This window comes from Pseudoalteromonas luteoviolacea (genome assembly GCF_000814765.1).
Lineage (GTDB): Bacteria > Pseudomonadota > Gammaproteobacteria > Enterobacterales > Alteromonadaceae > Pseudoalteromonas > Pseudoalteromonas luteoviolacea_H.
In genome coordinates, this window is sequence record NZ_JWIC01000005.1 from 224965 (window position 1) to 241720 (window position 16756).

The following is a 16756-nucleotide window of genomic DNA, read 5'->3' on the forward strand; positions in this document are numbered from 1 at the left end:
GTCAAAAACACATTAAAGTTTACATTATAGATACAAAGGTGTTGCACTTGAGATTTTTTTATGACAACTTGAACTTAGGCTAAGCCTTTAAAACAAATAAAAATTATAGAGTAGTAAGTTATGACAGGATCTCTCAAACTATCACCAATCGCGCTTGCCCTGTTAGCAAGCACCGCATCTTTCGCACAACAAGCCGAATCAACAGATACTAAAATTGAAACTATCTCAGTATTAGGCTCTAAAGTTTCAAATCGTACTGCAACTGAGTCAACGTCACCTATTGATATTCTTGATACAGAGCAGCTCAACAAAGGAGGTTACACTGAACTTGGACAGAGCTTACAGTCAATCGCTCCTTCTTTTAACTTTAGTAGAACTCAAGTTTCTGATGGTTCTGACTTATTCCGTCCAGCCACATTAAGAGGACTACAACCAGACCAAACATTGGTACTTATCAATGGTAAAAGAAGACACACTCAAGCTATCTTTGGCCTTACTGGAACCGTAGGCGCTGGTGCTGCTGGCACCGATATGAACTCAATTCCAATGATGGCACTTAAAAATGTCGAGATCCTGCGAGATGGGGCCGCTGCTCGATATGGTTCAGATGCAATTGCTGGGGTGATCAATTTATCTTTAAATGACACAACCGGCGTGACCACAGGTTTTTTCCAAGGCAGTGCAACTGGCGAAGGTGACGGAGATACCTACGCATTTGGTTTAAACCGAGGCTTTGATATAGGCACCGAAGGCGGTTTTATTAACTTGTCTCTAGAGTATCGAGATGCAGAGGGCACTAACCGCGCTGAACGTGATACCGGCGGATCATCAACAATCGCTGCGGGAGAGTTGTCCGATACGGTCAGATGGCGACAAGGTAACTCCGACAGTGAATTCACCTCGCTCTTTTTCAATGCTGCATTGCCATTTGGTGATAAAGAACTGTATTCATTTGGCGGATACTCTAATAGAACCGCATTCGGCAATGGGTTTTACCGTGACTTTAACCGTGCAGAGCGCAACGTACCACAGGTATACCCGGATGGCTTTTTACCTCGCATAGACAACGAAGCGGACGATATCTCGTTTGCAGTTGGCTTTAAGGGAGATATCAACCCAGATTGGAGTTTTGACTTCTCAAGCGTGTATGGCCAAAATAAATACGACTACTCGTCATCAAATACCATTAACGCTTCATACGCAGCTGAGTTCCTTGCCAACAACCCCAATGCCAGTGATGAACAGATCAGAGAAAACGCTGGGCCTCATGGGGGTTATTCTGGTGGGTTTAGATTTGATCAATGGACAACTAACTTTGACTTAAATGGGGTTATCGAGCGTGGCGATGCCGAACCTATTTATGTATCTGTTGGCGCAGAGTACCGTAAAGAAAATTACGAAATTGTACCCGGTGAAGTCGCATCATACGCATGTGGTGCTTCAAACGCAGCGAGCTCATTTCCATCAGTGATCGACTCAAGCGTTTTTGCTGATTGTGGATTCCAAGCGTACCAAGGTTTGAGACCTGACGCCGCCAACAAAGCGGATCGCGCCAGTCACGCTGTTTACATTGAAGCAGAAACGCTACTGAACGAATATTGGTTAGTCAGTGGTGCACTAAGATATGAAGATGTATCAGACTCAGGTGATGACACCATTTGGAAACTCGCGACTCGCTATGAAGTCACAGAAGATCTGGCTGTCAGAGCTGCGGCGTCAACTGGATTTAGAGCCCCGTCTTTACAACAAGCCGGTTACAGTGCATTCACCACAAGTTTAGGTGGCGACGGTTCACTTGCGACTTCTTTTACAGCAACTGCGGGCTCACCATTCCCAAGTGCATTAGGTATTGATGGCTTACAACTTGAATCCTCTGATAACTTAAATTTAGGCTTCGCGTGGGACGCTAGTAATGATCTATCCATCACGTTAGACTTCTATCAAATTAAGATCTATGACCGTATAAATTTAGGTAGTTTCATTGGCATTGACAGCGCGGCGCTTGAAAACTTCCCAGAAGCCAACGCAGCGCTTAAAGCTTCTGGTGCAGTGCAAGCTAACTTCTTCTCAAACTCGCTCGACTCGACAACCAAAGGGATTGATTTAATCGCATCCTATACGACTGAGGTCGCTGCAGGTGAGCTTGAAGTCACATTTGCTGCAAATAAAAATGAAACCACGATTGATAAAATAAATACGCCAACAGGCATATCCGAAGACATCGCGTTAGATGAACAAACACAGTCTTTCTTAACCCATGGTCAACCAAAAGAACGCGCCACACTTACTTTTGATTATAAAAAAGATAAGTGGTCTTCATTACTTCGCTTGAATTATTTTGGCAAAACTGAGGTGTCATACTTTGCAGGTAAACACATCGTCTTACCTGACTTTTTATCGCCCACAAATCATTGGCAAGAAAACAGCGTTGTTGAGTCAGCCGTGTTAGTTGACGTTAATTTTGCGTACCAAATTAACGACAATTTTGATTTATCGGTCGGTATAGACAATATATTCGATAAAACACCCAATGAGCTTGGAGAAGATGAAGTACTGAACTTTATCACCAACGGCGCAATGCGTTATCCACTAAGAGCGCTGCCCTATGGCTTTGATGGGATGACCTATTACGCAAAAGTTAACTTTAGCTTTTAAGTAATTCCACCTATGTATTGGCCATATGGCCAATACATAGGCACGCCAAACTTACTATATATGCCATTACCACAATTTTATTGGTTGAAAAATCACCACATTTATAATAAAAAATGAACGTGTTTTTATTTTAAATAAACACACATTGCACAATGTCTAATACTCACCTATCAACATTTTTACAAATTTAAATCAATTCGACAGTTTATTACTTCAAAAAATTTCAACTCAAAAATTAACTCAAATTCAGCGGTTTGACAAAAAATCTTCATTGTTCTTAAGATAAAAAACGAACAAATTTCAGTCAAAAAGTGCCTAGAATGAGATTAAAGATTATTCCCCTTAACGTTGAACAAAGGTATTTAAATATAATTATGCTGTTGTTTAGCGCATGGTCCGTGCAAGCAATGGAAGAAACACAACTCATTGAACAATGGCTTAATCTTGAGCAGCAAAAAAGTGCATTGACGACCTCATGGCAGAACAGACAGGGACATTTACAACTAAAGCGTGAATTACTTTCAAAAGAACAAGCTGCGTTGCAAAAGCTAGTAAGTAATAGTAATAAAAATCAATCTCTTGTATCTGAAAAACGCGCTGAACTCAGTTCTCAACAGTTAGCTTTTGAACAGGCCAATACCGAACTGACCCATCAATTAAATATGCTTTCAGAGTATCTTAAATCAATAATTACTAAACTGCCCCCTCCGCTCCAACAACAGTGGAAAAAGACGATATCCAGACTAGATACCGAGTCTAATGCGGTTCGATTAGAGGTAGCGCTTAATCTAATCAAGCAAGCTCATGACTTTGATAAAAGGGTGGTTTTTCATACTGGTTTAATTGAGCTTAATGAGCACGAATCTATTTTGGCTGAACAAGTATATTTAGGGCTCGCTCATGGTTGGTATATCTCAAAAGATAAACACCATTTTGGCTATGGGCAAAATCATGGCAACAAGTTTCAATGGCAACACAAAGATCAGATGAATATTCCACTTACGCAAATGCATGTGTCCCAAGTTACTCACATCTTAACAAACCCAACGAGCGCAAAATACGTTCAGCTGCCACTGGCAATACACGCTCACAGCAGTGGTGCATTATGATTCATCTAGTTTTTTACATATTCCTGCTAATTACGTGCTTGCCTTCAATGGCTATGGAGTCCGACTTAAAAGCGCAACTTATCAACCGCATTGCCATTGCCCAACAACAACTCTCTGAGGCTCAAATGCGCATAAACGCCGAGCACAAAAAACTGGCCAATCAACTTCAGGGTCAACTAAATACCGTAAAACAACTGCGTAGTGACGCCAAAAATATTCGCCGTTTAGAAGATGAGCAACTACTCAACGTTAACCAGTTGGAACAACGCAATCAACAATGGTTAAATCAGAAAAATTACCAAGCTCAGCTCATAGCAGCATTTGAGCAAGCCACACAAAGTCATATTTCTAAGACCAATGGCAACATTGATGTCAGCCGTATTATCAGCGCTTTAGATCAAAAACTTGAGCCTGCATTTAAACCAAAACACTTGATTGGCAGTGACAACACGCTGGCCACATTTGAGGTGATAAAAATTGGGCCAATGGAATATGCCATTAATAGCAAAGAAGCAGGTATTGTATTCAAAGGCACTGATAACAATACACCCGTATTAAAGCAGTTCCACCAGCAAAATACGCTATTTAATGACCTAACCCATTTAAAAAGTAATGGGACTGGATTTATTCACTTTGACCCCACTCTTGGCAATGCTGATAAATTAGCGCAGAGTCAGTTTTCCTTAATTGATTACCTAAATAAAGGCGGCACATGGGCTATTGTGATTATTTCATTTGCACTCGCAGCGCTCATCATTGGGCTGTTAAAAGCAATTCAACTCCTGAGGCTGCCACATATAAATAGGGTCACAGCACAAGTCATCAGATATGCCAATAAGCCTATATCTCCCATAGAGTTGAAAGCGCTTTATATGAAACTTAGCCCAATTGAGCAGGCACTCTTTCATATTGTGCAGCACAGTACGATTTCACAAAAAAGAGATGACCTGTTATTAGCAGAGTTATCAAAACGAAAAGTACTGAATGAAAAATATCTTGGTGTAATTACAACCTGTGCAACGGTTGCTCCCCTACTCGGCTTGCTTGGTACGGTATCGGGCATGATCCATACATTTATGATGATGAATATTTTTGGTTCAGGAGAAGCTTCAGTCGTATCAGGTGGGATATCACAAGCGTTGATCACAACAGAGCTCGGACTGATAGTGGCCATACCAGCCCTGATAGTCAGTGCACTACTCACAAGACGCGTGAAAAGCTTTCAATCATCATTAGAATCATTGGCGTTGCATTTGAGCAAGCTTGAGATCAGGCAACAGGAACAGATACATGACTGACATTACTCACATACTCTCTAATGGGGTTGTGTTAGCGCTATTATGTATCGCTAGCCTAACTTACTATATTATTTTTGATCTCTATAGCCACCCTTCGAGAGATGATTGGGAAACCAGTGTAAAGAATTGGCAGATCGCCCTACTCTCATTAATTGCCGCACTCCCTTTACTGGGATTACTCGGCACCATTCAGGGGTTGCTCAATACCTTTGAACTCATATCAATTTTTGATGCATTAAATCAACAAGCAGTGATGTCAGGCGGCATTTCTAGCGCCCTTATCACAACCAAATTAGGTCTCGTTTTAGCTATTCCTGCACTTATATTTCGTCAACTCTTACTTTTTAAATACAAAGCGCTGCAAGGGCTGAAATGAAATCTTCATTTGAACAACAAACTGGGAGCGATCAAACCCAGGATATTGATTTGGCTCCCCTGCTTGATGTGGTGTTTATTCTGCTGATTTTTTTTATCGTCACTACGGTATTTGTCAAAGAAACAGGTGTTGAAGTTGATAAACCAACTTCCGTCTCAAGTAAAAGTTTAGCAAAAAATGTCTTTTTGCTGGCCATCACCAACGACGGTCAAGTTATTTATGGTGGCACAAATATTGGTATTAATGGGATACGAAGCACCCTTGAGCACCTCAATCGCAAAGAAGCAAGACCGCTTATCATCCAAGCAGATAAGGCGGTCACCACGGAGCGGCTCGTTAAGGTAATTGACCAAGTGAAGTTGGCTGGTATAACCAAGATAAGTTTGGCTACACAGGGCGCTCAGTAATGCGAGTGTCTCAATTGAGTGTGACTAAATTTACTTTGATGGTCTTTGCTATTGGGCTCTCGTCCGCTTTGTTTTTTCTATTGATACTGCTCGATGGCACCAACACCACACCGCCAGATAAAATAAAAATTGCTCAACTCGATGTGGCGGTGTTCGTCCCGCCACCGCCGCCTCCGCCACAAATAACAAACGCCAATGACATGAATAATGACATGAGTACACTCAATGTCTTAGACCTCGCAGGCACAGTAAAGGTCAATTTTGGTATAAAAAATAAAATGGCTACGCCTAACATCACCGATGTCTCTATGCCTGAGTTTTCCCCTGAACGCTTTGAGATGCGTGATCTCTATGCGTCCAAAGTCCCGATGTTAGAAGTGGAACAGCTAGACAGAGTACCCAAAGTTGTCTCACAACGTTACGTAAGACCACCAAAGTCAGTCCGTAAATATGGACAAAAAAGGATCAAAACAACGGTTGAGCTGATCATCGACCAGTCAGGTAAACCCTTTATCAAAAAAATCATCAACCCAGCATTTCCAGAAATGATAGAAACCATCAAAACTTGGGTTAAATACGCCAAATTCGAGGTACCGAAAAAAGAAGGGAAAGCCGTACAAGCTGTTTATTTGTACGATATAAATTTCAATTATGGATAATAGAATGAATAAAAAGACAGTACTCACTTTGTTAGCTGCAATGAGCTTTATCGTCATATTTAGCGCAAGTGCACAAACATATCGACTCGAGCTTAACCCCGTAAAATTTGTCATACCAGGATTTAGTGAACAGTATTTAGAGCGCGAAGTGTCGCTTGCCCCAAGTGAATATGAATTAGCTGAAAAACTCAAATCACTCCTTAACAACACTGATTTTCAGCAAGTTAAATCAATGCTCGACGCCTATTATGATGTTGAACTCAGCCCCGCGCTTTTAATGATCAAAGCCCAAGTCTACTTCTCATTAAAGGAGTACAACCAAGCCATTCACTTGTACCAATTGGTGCTAAAACGCAAACCTCAGTTAGTGCGCGCGCATGAAGAGCTTGGGGTGCTTTATCTGATGACAGACAACTTTACTCAAGCGAGGCAATACTTTGCAAAAGCCATTTCGTATGGGTCTAACAATGCCACAGTGCACGGGCATTTAGGTTACTTGAATCTCCAACAACACGGCGGTCTCAGTGCCGTTTATGCCTATCAAAAAGCATACAGCTTAGAGCCACACAATGCGCAATGGCAGCAAGGTTTGTTAACCTCTTTAGTACAAGCCCAAATGCACTCACCAGCGCTTGCATTGTTAAATGAGCTCATTGCAAAAGATACAAGCAATCAATCATACTGGTTAACCAAAGCCGCTATCCATATTGAGCAAGATGCCCATGAACTCGCGCTACAATCTTTAGAATTCGCGCTATTACTCGGTGATATCTCCCAGCAAAATTTATTAATCATGATCAGCCTGCATTTTGAACAGGCACAGTTTGATCGTGCCGTTGCCTTGCTCAAAACCCATGTCCAAAGTCAGCGTCTTGCATTTGCAGACATTCGCAACTACCTACTTTGGCTCAATCAAGCCAACCGATGGGAAGATAGCCAGTGGTTAATCACCAAACTTAATGAACAAAACACACTGAGCAAACAAAATAAAAGCCTCATGCTCTCGACTCAAGCACAAATACTGGAAGCCAAAAGCCGTCACACCGAGGCATTAGCTCACTATCAAAATGCGTTAGACACGGATCCTAATAATCAAAATGCATTGCTAAACTTTGCTCACCTGCTGTTACAACAGAAACAGTTTATCAAAGCAGAGCAAATGTATATTCGTGCTGAAACATTTGAAGCAATAAAATTACAAGCACTTTTAGGTCGTGCCCAACTATATATCAATACAGATGAATTAAAAGCCGCTTATCAATTACTCATTGACGCAAAACGCGCATACCCAAATACGCTGGGTATTCAAGACAAAATAAACTTACTTGCAAATATCATTGATATTCAAAATACCAGCACATTATAAGGAGAATAAGATGATTCGTTTCACACTCTGGCCTATTTTTATCATATTCATAGTAGGATGTAGCTCGACTAAGTATACATTCGACTACGCCAATTGTGGTTCACAAGACTGGCAAGCACTTGGTCATGAAACAGCTCTGTCAGGCGACAATGTCAGGTTGTTTGATACTGTGAAGCAAACTTGTGGAGATACCCTAAACCCCAATGCACAAAATCAATTTGTCAGCGGTTATAGTGCTGGTTTAATTGAATATTGTACTTATGAGACGGGCTATCAGCACGCAACTGAAGGGAGTTCTCAGACTGATATTTGCCCATTTGATTTACAGCTAGATTATCAAAAAGGCTTTGCACATGGACAGCGTAAACGTACTGAAATTGACGAATATATGGCAAGACAAAAAAGAGAAGTATATCGACATAAACAAAATCAAATAAGCAAAAAAAAGCCAAGAGTAGAAATAAAGTGAATTAATGGGTTAGCAATAGCTGACGATTAATTTGATTTGTCAGCTTACCCTCCTCTCAATATCAAAGCATAACTTAACTCTTAACCCCTAAACCCGCTCCGTTTTAAAGAAAATGCGATATTCAAGATTGAAGTCATAGATTAAATAAAACACCTCAGTTCAGCTTTAGTTTAATTAGGCCCATTATAATTCATTATTTCAATTTGAAAGGAGTATAAACAATTGAAAAAGCTCGCCATCTTTACTGCAATCATGATGCTATCAAGCAACTCACATGCGGCTAAAACACAAATTTCTCCACTTATTCAGCACAGCAATGTAAAAGCGCACAGTACTTGTTTTGGTTTTAGCTATGAATCTTGGCAAGCAACCATGAAAAATAAATACACCAAGCGGTTAAAGTCAGACGAAAAAGTCGATAAGGCGATGAAGCGGTTTGTTAAATGGTTTCCAAAAAGCCAGTTTAATGAATATAAAAGTAATTTGGCTTGTCAGCATTTTACGTATTCTGTCGACGGCTTAGAAGTCGACGGTTATGTCATTAAACCCAAGTCCCGCAAAGGTAAGCTCCCTGTCTTGATCTACAATCGTGGAGGTAATGGCAGCTTTGGTAACATGACCCTGGGTCCCCTCGTGGCGAATCTATTTCCCCTTGCTGATAAGGGGTTTGTGATCATCGGCAGTCAATATAGACAGAGCAAAAAGCCACAGGTCCCATTAGATGAATTTGGCGGAGCCGATGTCAATGACGTCGTCGCACTTAACGAGCTTATTCCTCATATTCACGGTGCTGACAGTCAACGAATAGGTATGTATGGCGCAAGCCGAGGCGCAATGCAAAGTTACCTTGCAGTTAAAAAGATGCCCAGCATCAAAGCCCTTGCCGCCATTGCTGGGGTTTCTGATCTCACAAAACAGCTCGAAAGAAGACCAGAAATGGAACGCGTTTACAAATACAGGATCCCTAATTATAAAGACAACAAGCAACAAGCGCTGAGCCAGCGCTCAGTGCTGCACTTTGCAAACACACTACCAAAAAATATCCCTATCCTACTTTTACACGGTACCGATGACAGACGCGTCTCCCATGAACACTCCGTCGAATTAGCCAAAGCGTTTGCCTTGCACAACATTGAGCACAAACTGGTCCTATACCCAGACGATTATCACAACTTAAGATTGAACAAAAGAGAGTCATTCTTAGAACTGGCAAATTGGTTTAATGCGCATTTATGATTAAGTGCGCATATTGCTAGTAAAGGTTCAACTATTTAGATGAGCCTAAGCGTTCTTCACCTTCACCCAGCTTTGTTTTCACAGCTTTTTTGAGAGGGTTTTCTCAAGCACTGAGTGTTTTAAACTGAGAGTCGCAAACATATCTTTTAGCTTGCGATTTTCATCTTCAAGCTCTTTTCAACGCTTCACATCAAAGGCTTCCATCCAACCATATTTAGAACGCCACTTATAAAAGGTACTTTAACCAACACCATGTTTACGGCATATTTCTGGTACAGGCACACCCGATAGAGTTTTTTAGATCATAAACTATCTGTGTTTCGGTGAACTTACTTTCAAGCATCGTAGATTTGCCTACTTATATTGATAGAAATTCTACTTATGAACTGTTTCAGTTTATGGGGGAGTTACACTACCTTGTAGCACCAACTCAGTCAGTTCAAGATCACCAATGATAAGTAGGTTTTTATTAAATTCGTTACTAATGGTTAACTCCCTTTGCTCTTGTTCTACAAAGGAAAATGCTAAACCAACCACTTCCCTTGAATGAAACCAATGCACATTACTCGGTTTGGCAGGAATAAATTGCTCCAAATCATTGAACTTTACTTTCTTAAACGAGTTAAGTATGCCGTTATGCATATGGTATATACGGCGCCCAACCAAGACATGACCTTTATGCTGCAGTTCTGCTAATTGCTCGTCGTTAAGCACATCCCAACCTGCAATAGCCGACTCTCGGGCTTCATAACGCTGCTAGTCGGCCTGCTTTTTGGACGAGTGAATACGCTACATGCTTGATGTAGTCTTGTTTAAGTGAGAATACCGTGAACGCTTTGTCCAACCATCAAACCAAAATAAATATTCACATCACAAAGCCCCACTCATCTTTAGTTTTACGCGCAAGCCATCTCTATGAGATAATGCCACTTGGTCGTTTTCTTATATACTAGATTTGCGCATTTTGCATCTAATAGCATTTTACGGCCATATACACACTTACAAGTTTTTTATACACACATTTATACACGCTGATGTGATGTTGTAAGCGTGATGAACAGATTGAGTAAAGCAGCATACTTTATATAAGCCAATGATTTTATGACAAATAATGACCAAATGAAGAATCAAAACAATAACGAAAACATCCCCACAATCTATTGGCACGATTACGAAACTTGGGGGGCAAGCCCTCAAAAAGACAGACCCAGTCAGTTTGCAGGTATCAGAACCGATTACGATTTAAACATTATTGGCGAGCCGCTGATTGAGTATTGCCAACCTGCACCAGATTATTTGCCACACCCAGAAGCCTGTTTGATCACCGGCATTACACCGCAACATGCACTGAAACACGGCTTGCCTGAAAGCGAGTTTATGGCAAAAATTCACGCCGAGTTTAGTAAAGCAAACACCTGTGTTGCGGGTTACAACAGCATTCGCTTTGATGATGAAGTAACGCGCTACAGCCTTTACCGTAATTTTTATGACCCTTATGAACGCGAGTGGCAAAATGGGAATAGCCGCTGGGATATTATTGACTTAGTCAGAGCTTGCTATGCACTGCGACCAGAAGGTATTGAATGGCCATTGAAAGAAGATGGCTCACCCAGCTTTAGGCTCGAAGAGCTCACCGTTGCCAATGGTATTGAACACAGTGCTGCACACGATGCCCTAAGCGATGTTACCGCAACCATTGCGCTGGCTAAGCTGATCAAAGAAAAACAGCCAAAGCTTTATCAGTTTTTCTTTAACTTGAGAACCAAAAAGGCGCTCACAGACATTGTTGATGTGTTTAACATGCAGCCTTTAGTGCACACCTCATCACGCATTCCTGCAACACAAGGCTGCACGACTTGGATTGCACCAATGAGCTTTCATCCGGTTAATAAAAATGCCGTGGTGTGCTTTAATCTTACGCATGATCCCAGCGTGTTGGTTGACTTATCTGTTGAAGAACTACGCGAGCGACTCTATACCAAACACACCGAGCTTGAAGAAGGCATGTTGCCTGTTGGGCTAAAGCTTGTGCATTTAAACAAGTGTCCAATCATTGCCCCTGCAAAAACCTTACTGCCAGAAAATGCAGCAAGGCTAGGTATTGATAGAGAGCAATGCTTGGAGCACTTAAAGTTTTTAAAAGCACATCCAGAACTGCGCGACAAAGTCTCTCAAGTATTTGCTGAGCAAGGTGACTTCAGTGATACAACCAACCCTGACTACCAGCTTTACAACGGCTTTATCAGTAAAGCGGACAAAGCCAAACTGGCGATTGTTCGCAATGCCTCTCCCGTTGAATTAGGCAGCTTAGCGCTAGAGTTTGAAGATCCGAAGTTCCATACTTTACTGTTTAGATATCGTGCGAGAAACTGGCCTGAAAGCCTATCGCAGTCTGAATTAGACACATGGAGAAAATATTGCCAAGGCAAGTTGATGCACGGTGAAGACAACCCATCAATCAATGCGCAAGACTTCATGCTGACACTTGAAAACCTTGTCTATGAGCACGAAGACAACGAGAAAAAAGTCACCATACTCAAAGCGCTTTATCACTACGCACAGAGCTTATAAAGAAAAAGAGGCTGTTGAAAAACAGCCTCTTTTACATTTATTTATAGGTGCGATTCATACACTGCGAGCGCTTGCTCTAAGTCTGCAATCAAGTCTTCAACATCTTCCAGACCGATATGCAATCGTATAATTGGTCCATGCTCCCAGCCAGTTGTTGTTCTTAATGCCGCCATCGAGCGATTCGCTGTCACTAAGCTCTCAAATCCACCCCAAGAAAACCCCATTTTAAAGTGATGCAAGCTATCTAAGAAGCGATTAATGGCTTTTTGATTTCCGGTTTTCATTACAAATGAAAACAAGCCATTACTGCCATCAAAGTCACGCATAAAGTGTTCATGACCTGGGTTTGAAGGCAACGCTGGGTGGCGAACATGATCTACAAGCGGATGCTGTGCCACCCACTTTGCAACCTCTAGTGCGCTCTTCTCATGCTGCTGCAAACGCACCGGCATCGTACGCAAACCACGTAGTGCAAGGTATGCATCATCTGCCGAGGTGCACTGGCCTAACAAGTAAGAGTTTTCTCTAAGTACAGGCCAATATTCTTCATTGGCGACCGCCACGCCCATCATCACATCAGAGTGACCAACAATGTATTTAGTCGCAGCTTGAATACTGATATCAACACCATGGTCCAGTGGACGATAATGCCAGCCATTACCATATGTATTATCTAACATGGTCATTAAGCCATGTGCTTTGGCTTCTTTAACCAGTGCTGGGACATCTTGCACTTCCATGGTAATTGAGCCCGGCGATTCTAAAAACAGCACCTTGGTATTGTCTTGAATAAGCGCTTTAATACCCGCACCAATCATAGGATCATAATAGGTTGTGGTGATCCCAAGGCCAGCTAAAATCTTGTCACATAAATCACGAGTTGGTTCATAAGCGGTGTCCACCATCAATAGATGATCACCAGCTTTTAAAAATGACAGCAAGCTTTGGCTAATGGCCGCTGCACCGCTCGGGTACAATGCACACCCAGCACCATTTTCTAATTCAGTAATGGCATCTTGCAGAGCATAATGCGTGTTTGTGCCTCGGCGACCATAAAATAAAGTGCGATTGCCGCGCTCTTTAATCGCTTCATGCATATCCGCAACAGAATCAAACACTACGGTCGATGCTCGTTGTACAACCGGGTTGACGGTTCCTTGAGTATATTGAGATTTTCGGCCTGCACTGGCTAATCTAGTATTTTTTTTCATTCGTTACTCTTTTTCTGGAAGTTGACGCCAATGTTCAACTAAAAAACGTGATATTGAGTCAGGTCTTGTCAATTTAAAACCAGGCGCGTCATCGCCCCATTGACCAAAAGTATCAAGATCGGCTCTTGAGAACCAATGTGCTTGCTCTAGTTCATCCTGCTCAACAAAAATATCTGTGGTCTTGGCGGTTGCGATAAAACCCAGCATCAATGATGATGGGAAAGGCCATGGCTGAGATGCCAAATATTGCACGTCATCTACAATGACACCGGCTTCTTCTTCGACTTCTCTGGCAACAGCTTGCTCTAATGTTTCACCAGGATCGACAAAGCCTGCCAGCGTTGAATATACCCCTTCTGGCCAAGCTTCTTGACGGCCTAATAAGCAACGTTCTACCCCATCTTTAAACGTATGCGTGACCAACATGATCACAGCAGGGTCGGTTCTTGGGAACGTCATATGCTTGCACGATTTATTTGTACATAGCCTCGCGTGACCCGCTTCGACAGGGATATTTTTGTGACCGCACCGACCGCAATAGCAATGGGTTTTGTGCCAATAACTTAAACCCCGTGCTAACACCCCTACAGAGCCACTCACGCGCTCAAGCTTAGGGCCCACTTTTCTCATGTCGGCAAAGCGATACTGCCCATCATTATGGTCTTCTGTACAAACACCTAGTTGTTTTTGTAACTCGCTCAAATCAATACTGGAGACATCTAAGGCAAAATAGGAAAACTGTTCATCTTTACCTAAAAAGATGGCGTCTCGCCTATCAAGGTGTTCTATTTGTGACTGCTGGATAAAAGCTAACTCGGTTAAGTCAGCAGTGAAGAGATTTTGGTCATTATGAATGAGCAACCAACGGCTTTTCTCACCATATTGAGTTAACAGCCAATTTTTATCTTTACGCTGAGCTGACGCTCTATCTAGCGTCATTTGTGTATAGTACAACAAGCACTTTGTCCTTTAATGTGGGTTACCTAATCAAAGCAGAAGCCCATTCTTGATTAAATGATTGAGTCCTTTGCTACAAAAAAGCCAATTAATTGCAGCCAAGCAGTCATTATTTAATCAAAGAAAACACGACTATTAATGTACAAAAACTAATTTTAGTTTCTATGCTGTCACGCTAACAATAGTCACGTTGTTTGCCAAGTATTTAGGCAAAAAAAAAGCCCTTTCGGGCTTTAAACTACAGTGTGAATTCACACTACAGAGAGGCAAGGTGTGCTTGAAGCTTTTGGTTTTCAGCTTCGATGTGTTTGTAAAATTCAATATTATCAAGCTTGCTGGCAGCAGCTTCATCAATCACAATAACTGCATCACGGTGTAATTGCAGTGCTGATGCAGGACAAGACGCCGTTAATGGGCCTTCTACTGTCGCTTTAATCGCTTCAGCCTTGTTTTCACCAGTCGCTAGTAACACAACTTTCTTAGCATCTAAAATAGTACCGATCCCCATCGTAATTGATAGATGTGGTTGGTACTCATCTGGACCAAAGAAACGTGCATTATCGTCAATCGTTTCTTTAGTTAGGGTTTTAACACGTGTTCTTGAGGTTAAACCTGAAGACGGCTCATTAAAACCAATGTGTCCGTTACGACCAATACCCAGTAATTGAACATCAATACCACCGGCAGCTGCGATATGCGCTTCGTATTCTTGGCATGCTTCAACTGGGTTTTTAGCATTACCTGGCGGTACATGTGTATGGTCTTTGTTGATATCAACATGATTGAACAATTGCTCATTCATAAAGTAGCGATAGCTTTGAGGGTGAGTGCCCTCTAAACCTAAATATTCATCTAGGTTAAACGTAATCGCATCTTTGAAGCTGATATCGCCCTGTTTGTTCTTCTCGATAAGGTTTTGATACAAAGCAACAGGTGTCGACCCAGTTGCTAAACCCAACACCGACTCTGCTTTGCGATTTAATTGTTTTTCAAATATATCTGCACCATAAGCAGCGACTTCAGCAGCATTTTTTAAAATTACTATTTGCATGATATTAAAGCTCGTTGTTGAGTTTGAAATAAGAAAAAATGGGATCTGAACCCTGCTTCGCGTGCAATCAAAACAAGGTCAGATCTAAACCTAATTGGGATACACTGTATTAGGTTATTACCATTATGACAACGCTGTCATTATTATCAGAAAAAAAGTCTTTGTAAAGTAAAAGTGAAGAAAAATTTGTATTTTTTTTGAGCCAATAAAAAAACGGCCATCAAAAGGTGGCCGTTTTTCTCAATATTTTACGTGTTAAACGCTGACAAATATTTTGCGTTTATACATCCAGTGTAGCACCAGTAATTGCACTAGTAGCAGCGCGACAACAGCAAACAGAGGCTGCCAATCAGGCCCCACCGCATTGATAAAGCCACCAAACACACTCTTACTGACAAATTCCCAATTCACCAAACTCGATGCTAAATAAATAATGATTGAGTTAGCACCTATGATCACAAATGGATACGCAAACCTTTGGCCATTCAAAATATCCACCAAGGCGAAAAATACAGCGAGTAAAATCGCACTCCAGCCGACAGTGACAAGTACGAAAGAGCTTGTCCATAACTCTTTGTTCACTGGAAACTGTAAATGCCACAACCAACCAAGCGCAACACTCAATGCACCTGCACCAAATAACCACCCAGCTGTTTTCCACTGTCCAAGCTTATCTGCACGTGCTATCAACTGCCCTGCAAATACCCCAGCTATCGCATTCACAATGGCAGGCACACTCGATAGTATCCCTTCAGGATCTACAGGTCTGTTTTGATAAGTTATACCTGGTAGTAAGTTTTGATCAAACCATGCATTCCAACTATGAGTCCCCGGTGCGGCTAATTGACCAGCGCTGCCACCTGGCACTGGGATAAAGTTCAGTAGTACCCAATATCCAACTAAAATACCACCAGCGACAATACCCGTCGTTCTGAGGCTGGTATGCCACACCAACATGGCACAGAAGAACCACGCGATGGCAATCCGACCTAGTACACTAGAATATCTAATTTCATCAAGCGCTAACGGAATACCTGTACCCCAGCCATGGTTGTACATAATGCCCAAGCCACACAGCAGAAACAGACGCTTCACTGCTTTTTGATAATAAGGCTTGCGCTCATTAAGAGGTAAATGGTCAATGCGCTTTGGGCTCAAGCCCATGGCAACACCAGATAAGAATATAAATAAAGGGAATATTAAGTCATAGAATGTAAAGCCATGCCAAGGACTGTGAACGGTATGCGCTTCGAAAAGCTTCCAGCCTTGCCATCCAGTTAGCACAAACAGTGCTGCAAAAATAGATTGACCACCTAAGATCCAAAACATGTCCATGCCACGCAGTGCATCTAATGAAGCCAGTCGTTGTTTTTTATTCGTCATCAATACCT

General features: G+C 41.8%; 15 protein-coding genes. 10 read left to right on the plus strand and 5 right to left on the minus strand.

Annotated elements, in window-relative coordinates; translation table 11 throughout:
• Nucleotides 1-120: 120 nt before the first annotated feature.
• The 9 genes from JF50_RS08545 to JF50_RS08585 all read left to right on the plus strand — a co-directional run bounded on the left by JF50_RS08545 (nucleotide 121) and on the right by JF50_RS08585 (nucleotide 9575).
• Nucleotides 121-2655, plus strand: a complete 2535-nt coding sequence (locus JF50_RS08545) for a TonB-dependent receptor plug domain-containing protein (RefSeq protein WP_039609040.1) — start codon at nucleotides 121-123, stop codon at nucleotides 2653-2655.
• A 320-nt stretch (nucleotides 2656-2975) separates the two neighbouring features.
• Nucleotides 2976-3764, plus strand: coding sequence for a DUF3450 family protein (locus JF50_RS08550; protein WP_080760213.1), 789 nt, complete (start codon nucleotides 2976-2978; stop codon nucleotides 3762-3764).
• Between the two features lie 47 nt (nucleotides 3765-3811).
• Nucleotides 3812-5062 carry a MotA/TolQ/ExbB proton channel family protein gene (locus tag JF50_RS08555; protein WP_160290460.1) on the plus strand — a complete coding sequence of 417 codons (1251 nt, stop codon included), beginning with the start codon at nucleotides 3812-3814 and terminating at the stop codon, nucleotides 5060-5062.
• Entirely contained in the window at nucleotides 5055-5438 is a 384-nt protein-coding gene (locus tag JF50_RS08560; protein ID WP_039609043.1) for a MotA/TolQ/ExbB proton channel family protein, read from the plus strand. Before JF50_RS08555 ends, JF50_RS08560 begins: the two co-directional genes overlap by 8 nt.
• Nucleotides 5435-5845, plus strand: a complete 411-nt coding sequence (locus tag JF50_RS08565) for an ExbD/TolR family protein (RefSeq protein WP_039609044.1) — start codon at nucleotides 5435-5437, stop codon at nucleotides 5843-5845. Before JF50_RS08560 ends, JF50_RS08565 begins: the two co-directional genes overlap by 4 nt.
• Nucleotides 5845-6504, plus strand: coding sequence for a hypothetical protein (locus JF50_RS08570; RefSeq protein WP_039609045.1), 660 nt, complete (start codon nucleotides 5845-5847; stop codon nucleotides 6502-6504). Before JF50_RS08565 ends, JF50_RS08570 begins: the two co-directional genes overlap by 1 nt.
• 4 nt (nucleotides 6505-6508) lie before the next feature.
• Nucleotides 6509-7870, plus strand: coding sequence for a tetratricopeptide repeat protein (locus JF50_RS08575; protein WP_039609046.1), 1362 nt, complete (start codon nucleotides 6509-6511; stop codon nucleotides 7868-7870).
• A gap of 10 nt (nucleotides 7871-7880) precedes the next feature.
• A complete protein-coding gene (locus JF50_RS08580) occupies nucleotides 7881-8339 on the plus strand; it encodes a DUF2799 domain-containing protein (protein WP_039609047.1) in 459 nt (152 codons plus the stop codon).
• A 222-nt stretch (nucleotides 8340-8561) separates the two neighbouring features.
• A complete protein-coding gene (locus JF50_RS08585) occupies nucleotides 8562-9575 on the plus strand; it encodes an alpha/beta hydrolase family protein (protein ID WP_152614490.1) in 1014 nt (337 codons plus the stop codon).
• A gap of 396 nt (nucleotides 9576-9971) precedes the next feature.
• Here JF50_RS08585 and JF50_RS08590 read toward each other — a convergent pair whose 3' ends face one another.
• Nucleotides 9972-10289: a hypothetical protein gene (locus JF50_RS08590; RefSeq protein ID WP_039609048.1), complete on the minus strand. Its 318-nt coding sequence runs from the start codon at nucleotides 10287-10289 to the stop codon at nucleotides 9972-9974.
• A gap of 387 nt (nucleotides 10290-10676) precedes the next feature.
• On the opposite strand from JF50_RS08590, the gene sbcB reads away from it, so the two are divergent.
• Entirely contained in the window at nucleotides 10677-12146 is a 1470-nt protein-coding gene (gene sbcB / locus JF50_RS08595) for an exodeoxyribonuclease I (RefSeq protein ID WP_152614491.1), read from the plus strand.
• Between the two features lie 41 nt (nucleotides 12147-12187).
• Here sbcB and JF50_RS08600 read toward each other — a convergent pair whose 3' ends face one another.
• The 4 genes from JF50_RS08600 to nagX all read right to left on the minus strand — a co-directional run bounded on the left by JF50_RS08600 (nucleotide 12188) and on the right by nagX (nucleotide 16748).
• On the minus strand, nucleotides 12188-13357 hold the full coding sequence (locus JF50_RS08600) for a cystathionine beta-lyase (protein WP_039609049.1): 1170 nt from the start codon (nucleotides 13355-13357) through the stop codon (nucleotides 12188-12190).
• Between the two features lie 3 nt (nucleotides 13358-13360).
• Nucleotides 13361-14314, minus strand: coding sequence for an NAD(+) diphosphatase (nudC, locus tag JF50_RS08605; RefSeq protein ID WP_039609050.1), 954 nt, complete (start codon nucleotides 14312-14314; stop codon nucleotides 13361-13363).
• Nucleotides 14315-14570: 256 nt separating this feature from the next.
• Nucleotides 14571-15365 carry a glucosamine-6-phosphate deaminase gene (gene nagB, locus JF50_RS08610; RefSeq protein WP_039609051.1) on the minus strand — a complete coding sequence of 265 codons (795 nt, stop codon included), beginning with the start codon at nucleotides 15363-15365 and terminating at the stop codon, nucleotides 14571-14573.
• Nucleotides 15366-15620: 255 nt separating this feature from the next.
• Entirely contained in the window at nucleotides 15621-16748 is a 1128-nt protein-coding gene (gene nagX / locus JF50_RS08615) for a transmembrane glucosamine N-acetyltransferase NagX (RefSeq protein ID WP_039609052.1), read from the minus strand.
• Between the last annotated feature and the right edge of the window lie 8 nt (nucleotides 16749-16756).

Bases quoted from the DNA above. Each gene is read 5' to 3' on its own strand.
- JF50_RS08560 (WP_039609043.1), top strand. From the start codon at position 5,055: ATGACTGACATTACTCACATACTCTCTAATGGGGTTGTGTTAGCGCTA.
- nagB (WP_039609051.1), bottom strand. From the start codon at position 15,365: ATGCAAATAGTAATTTTAAAAAATGCTGCTGAAGTCGCTGCTTATGGT.
- JF50_RS08555 (WP_160290460.1), top strand. From the start codon at position 3,812: ATGGCTATGGAGTCCGACTTAAAAGCGCAACTTATCAACCGCATTGCC.
- JF50_RS08580 (WP_039609047.1), top strand. From the start codon at position 7,881: ATGATTCGTTTCACACTCTGGCCTATTTTTATCATATTCATAGTAGGA.
- JF50_RS08575 (WP_039609046.1), top strand. From the start codon at position 6,509: ATGAATAAAAAGACAGTACTCACTTTGTTAGCTGCAATGAGCTTTATC.
- JF50_RS08570 (WP_039609045.1), top strand. From the start codon at position 5,845: ATGCGAGTGTCTCAATTGAGTGTGACTAAATTTACTTTGATGGTCTTT.
- JF50_RS08545 (WP_039609040.1), top strand. From the start codon at position 121: ATGACAGGATCTCTCAAACTATCACCAATCGCGCTTGCCCTGTTAGCA.
- nagX (WP_039609052.1), bottom strand. From the start codon at position 16,748: ATGACGAATAAAAAACAACGACTGGCTTCATTAGATGCACTGCGTGGC.
- sbcB (WP_152614491.1), top strand. From the start codon at position 10,677: ATGACAAATAATGACCAAATGAAGAATCAAAACAATAACGAAAACATC.
- JF50_RS08600 (WP_039609049.1), bottom strand. From the start codon at position 13,357: ATGAAAAAAAATACTAGATTAGCCAGTGCAGGCCGAAAATCTCAATAT.
- JF50_RS08550 (WP_080760213.1), top strand. From the start codon at position 2,976: ATGAGATTAAAGATTATTCCCCTTAACGTTGAACAAAGGTATTTAAAT.
- JF50_RS08565 (WP_039609044.1), top strand. From the start codon at position 5,435: ATGAAATCTTCATTTGAACAACAAACTGGGAGCGATCAAACCCAGGAT.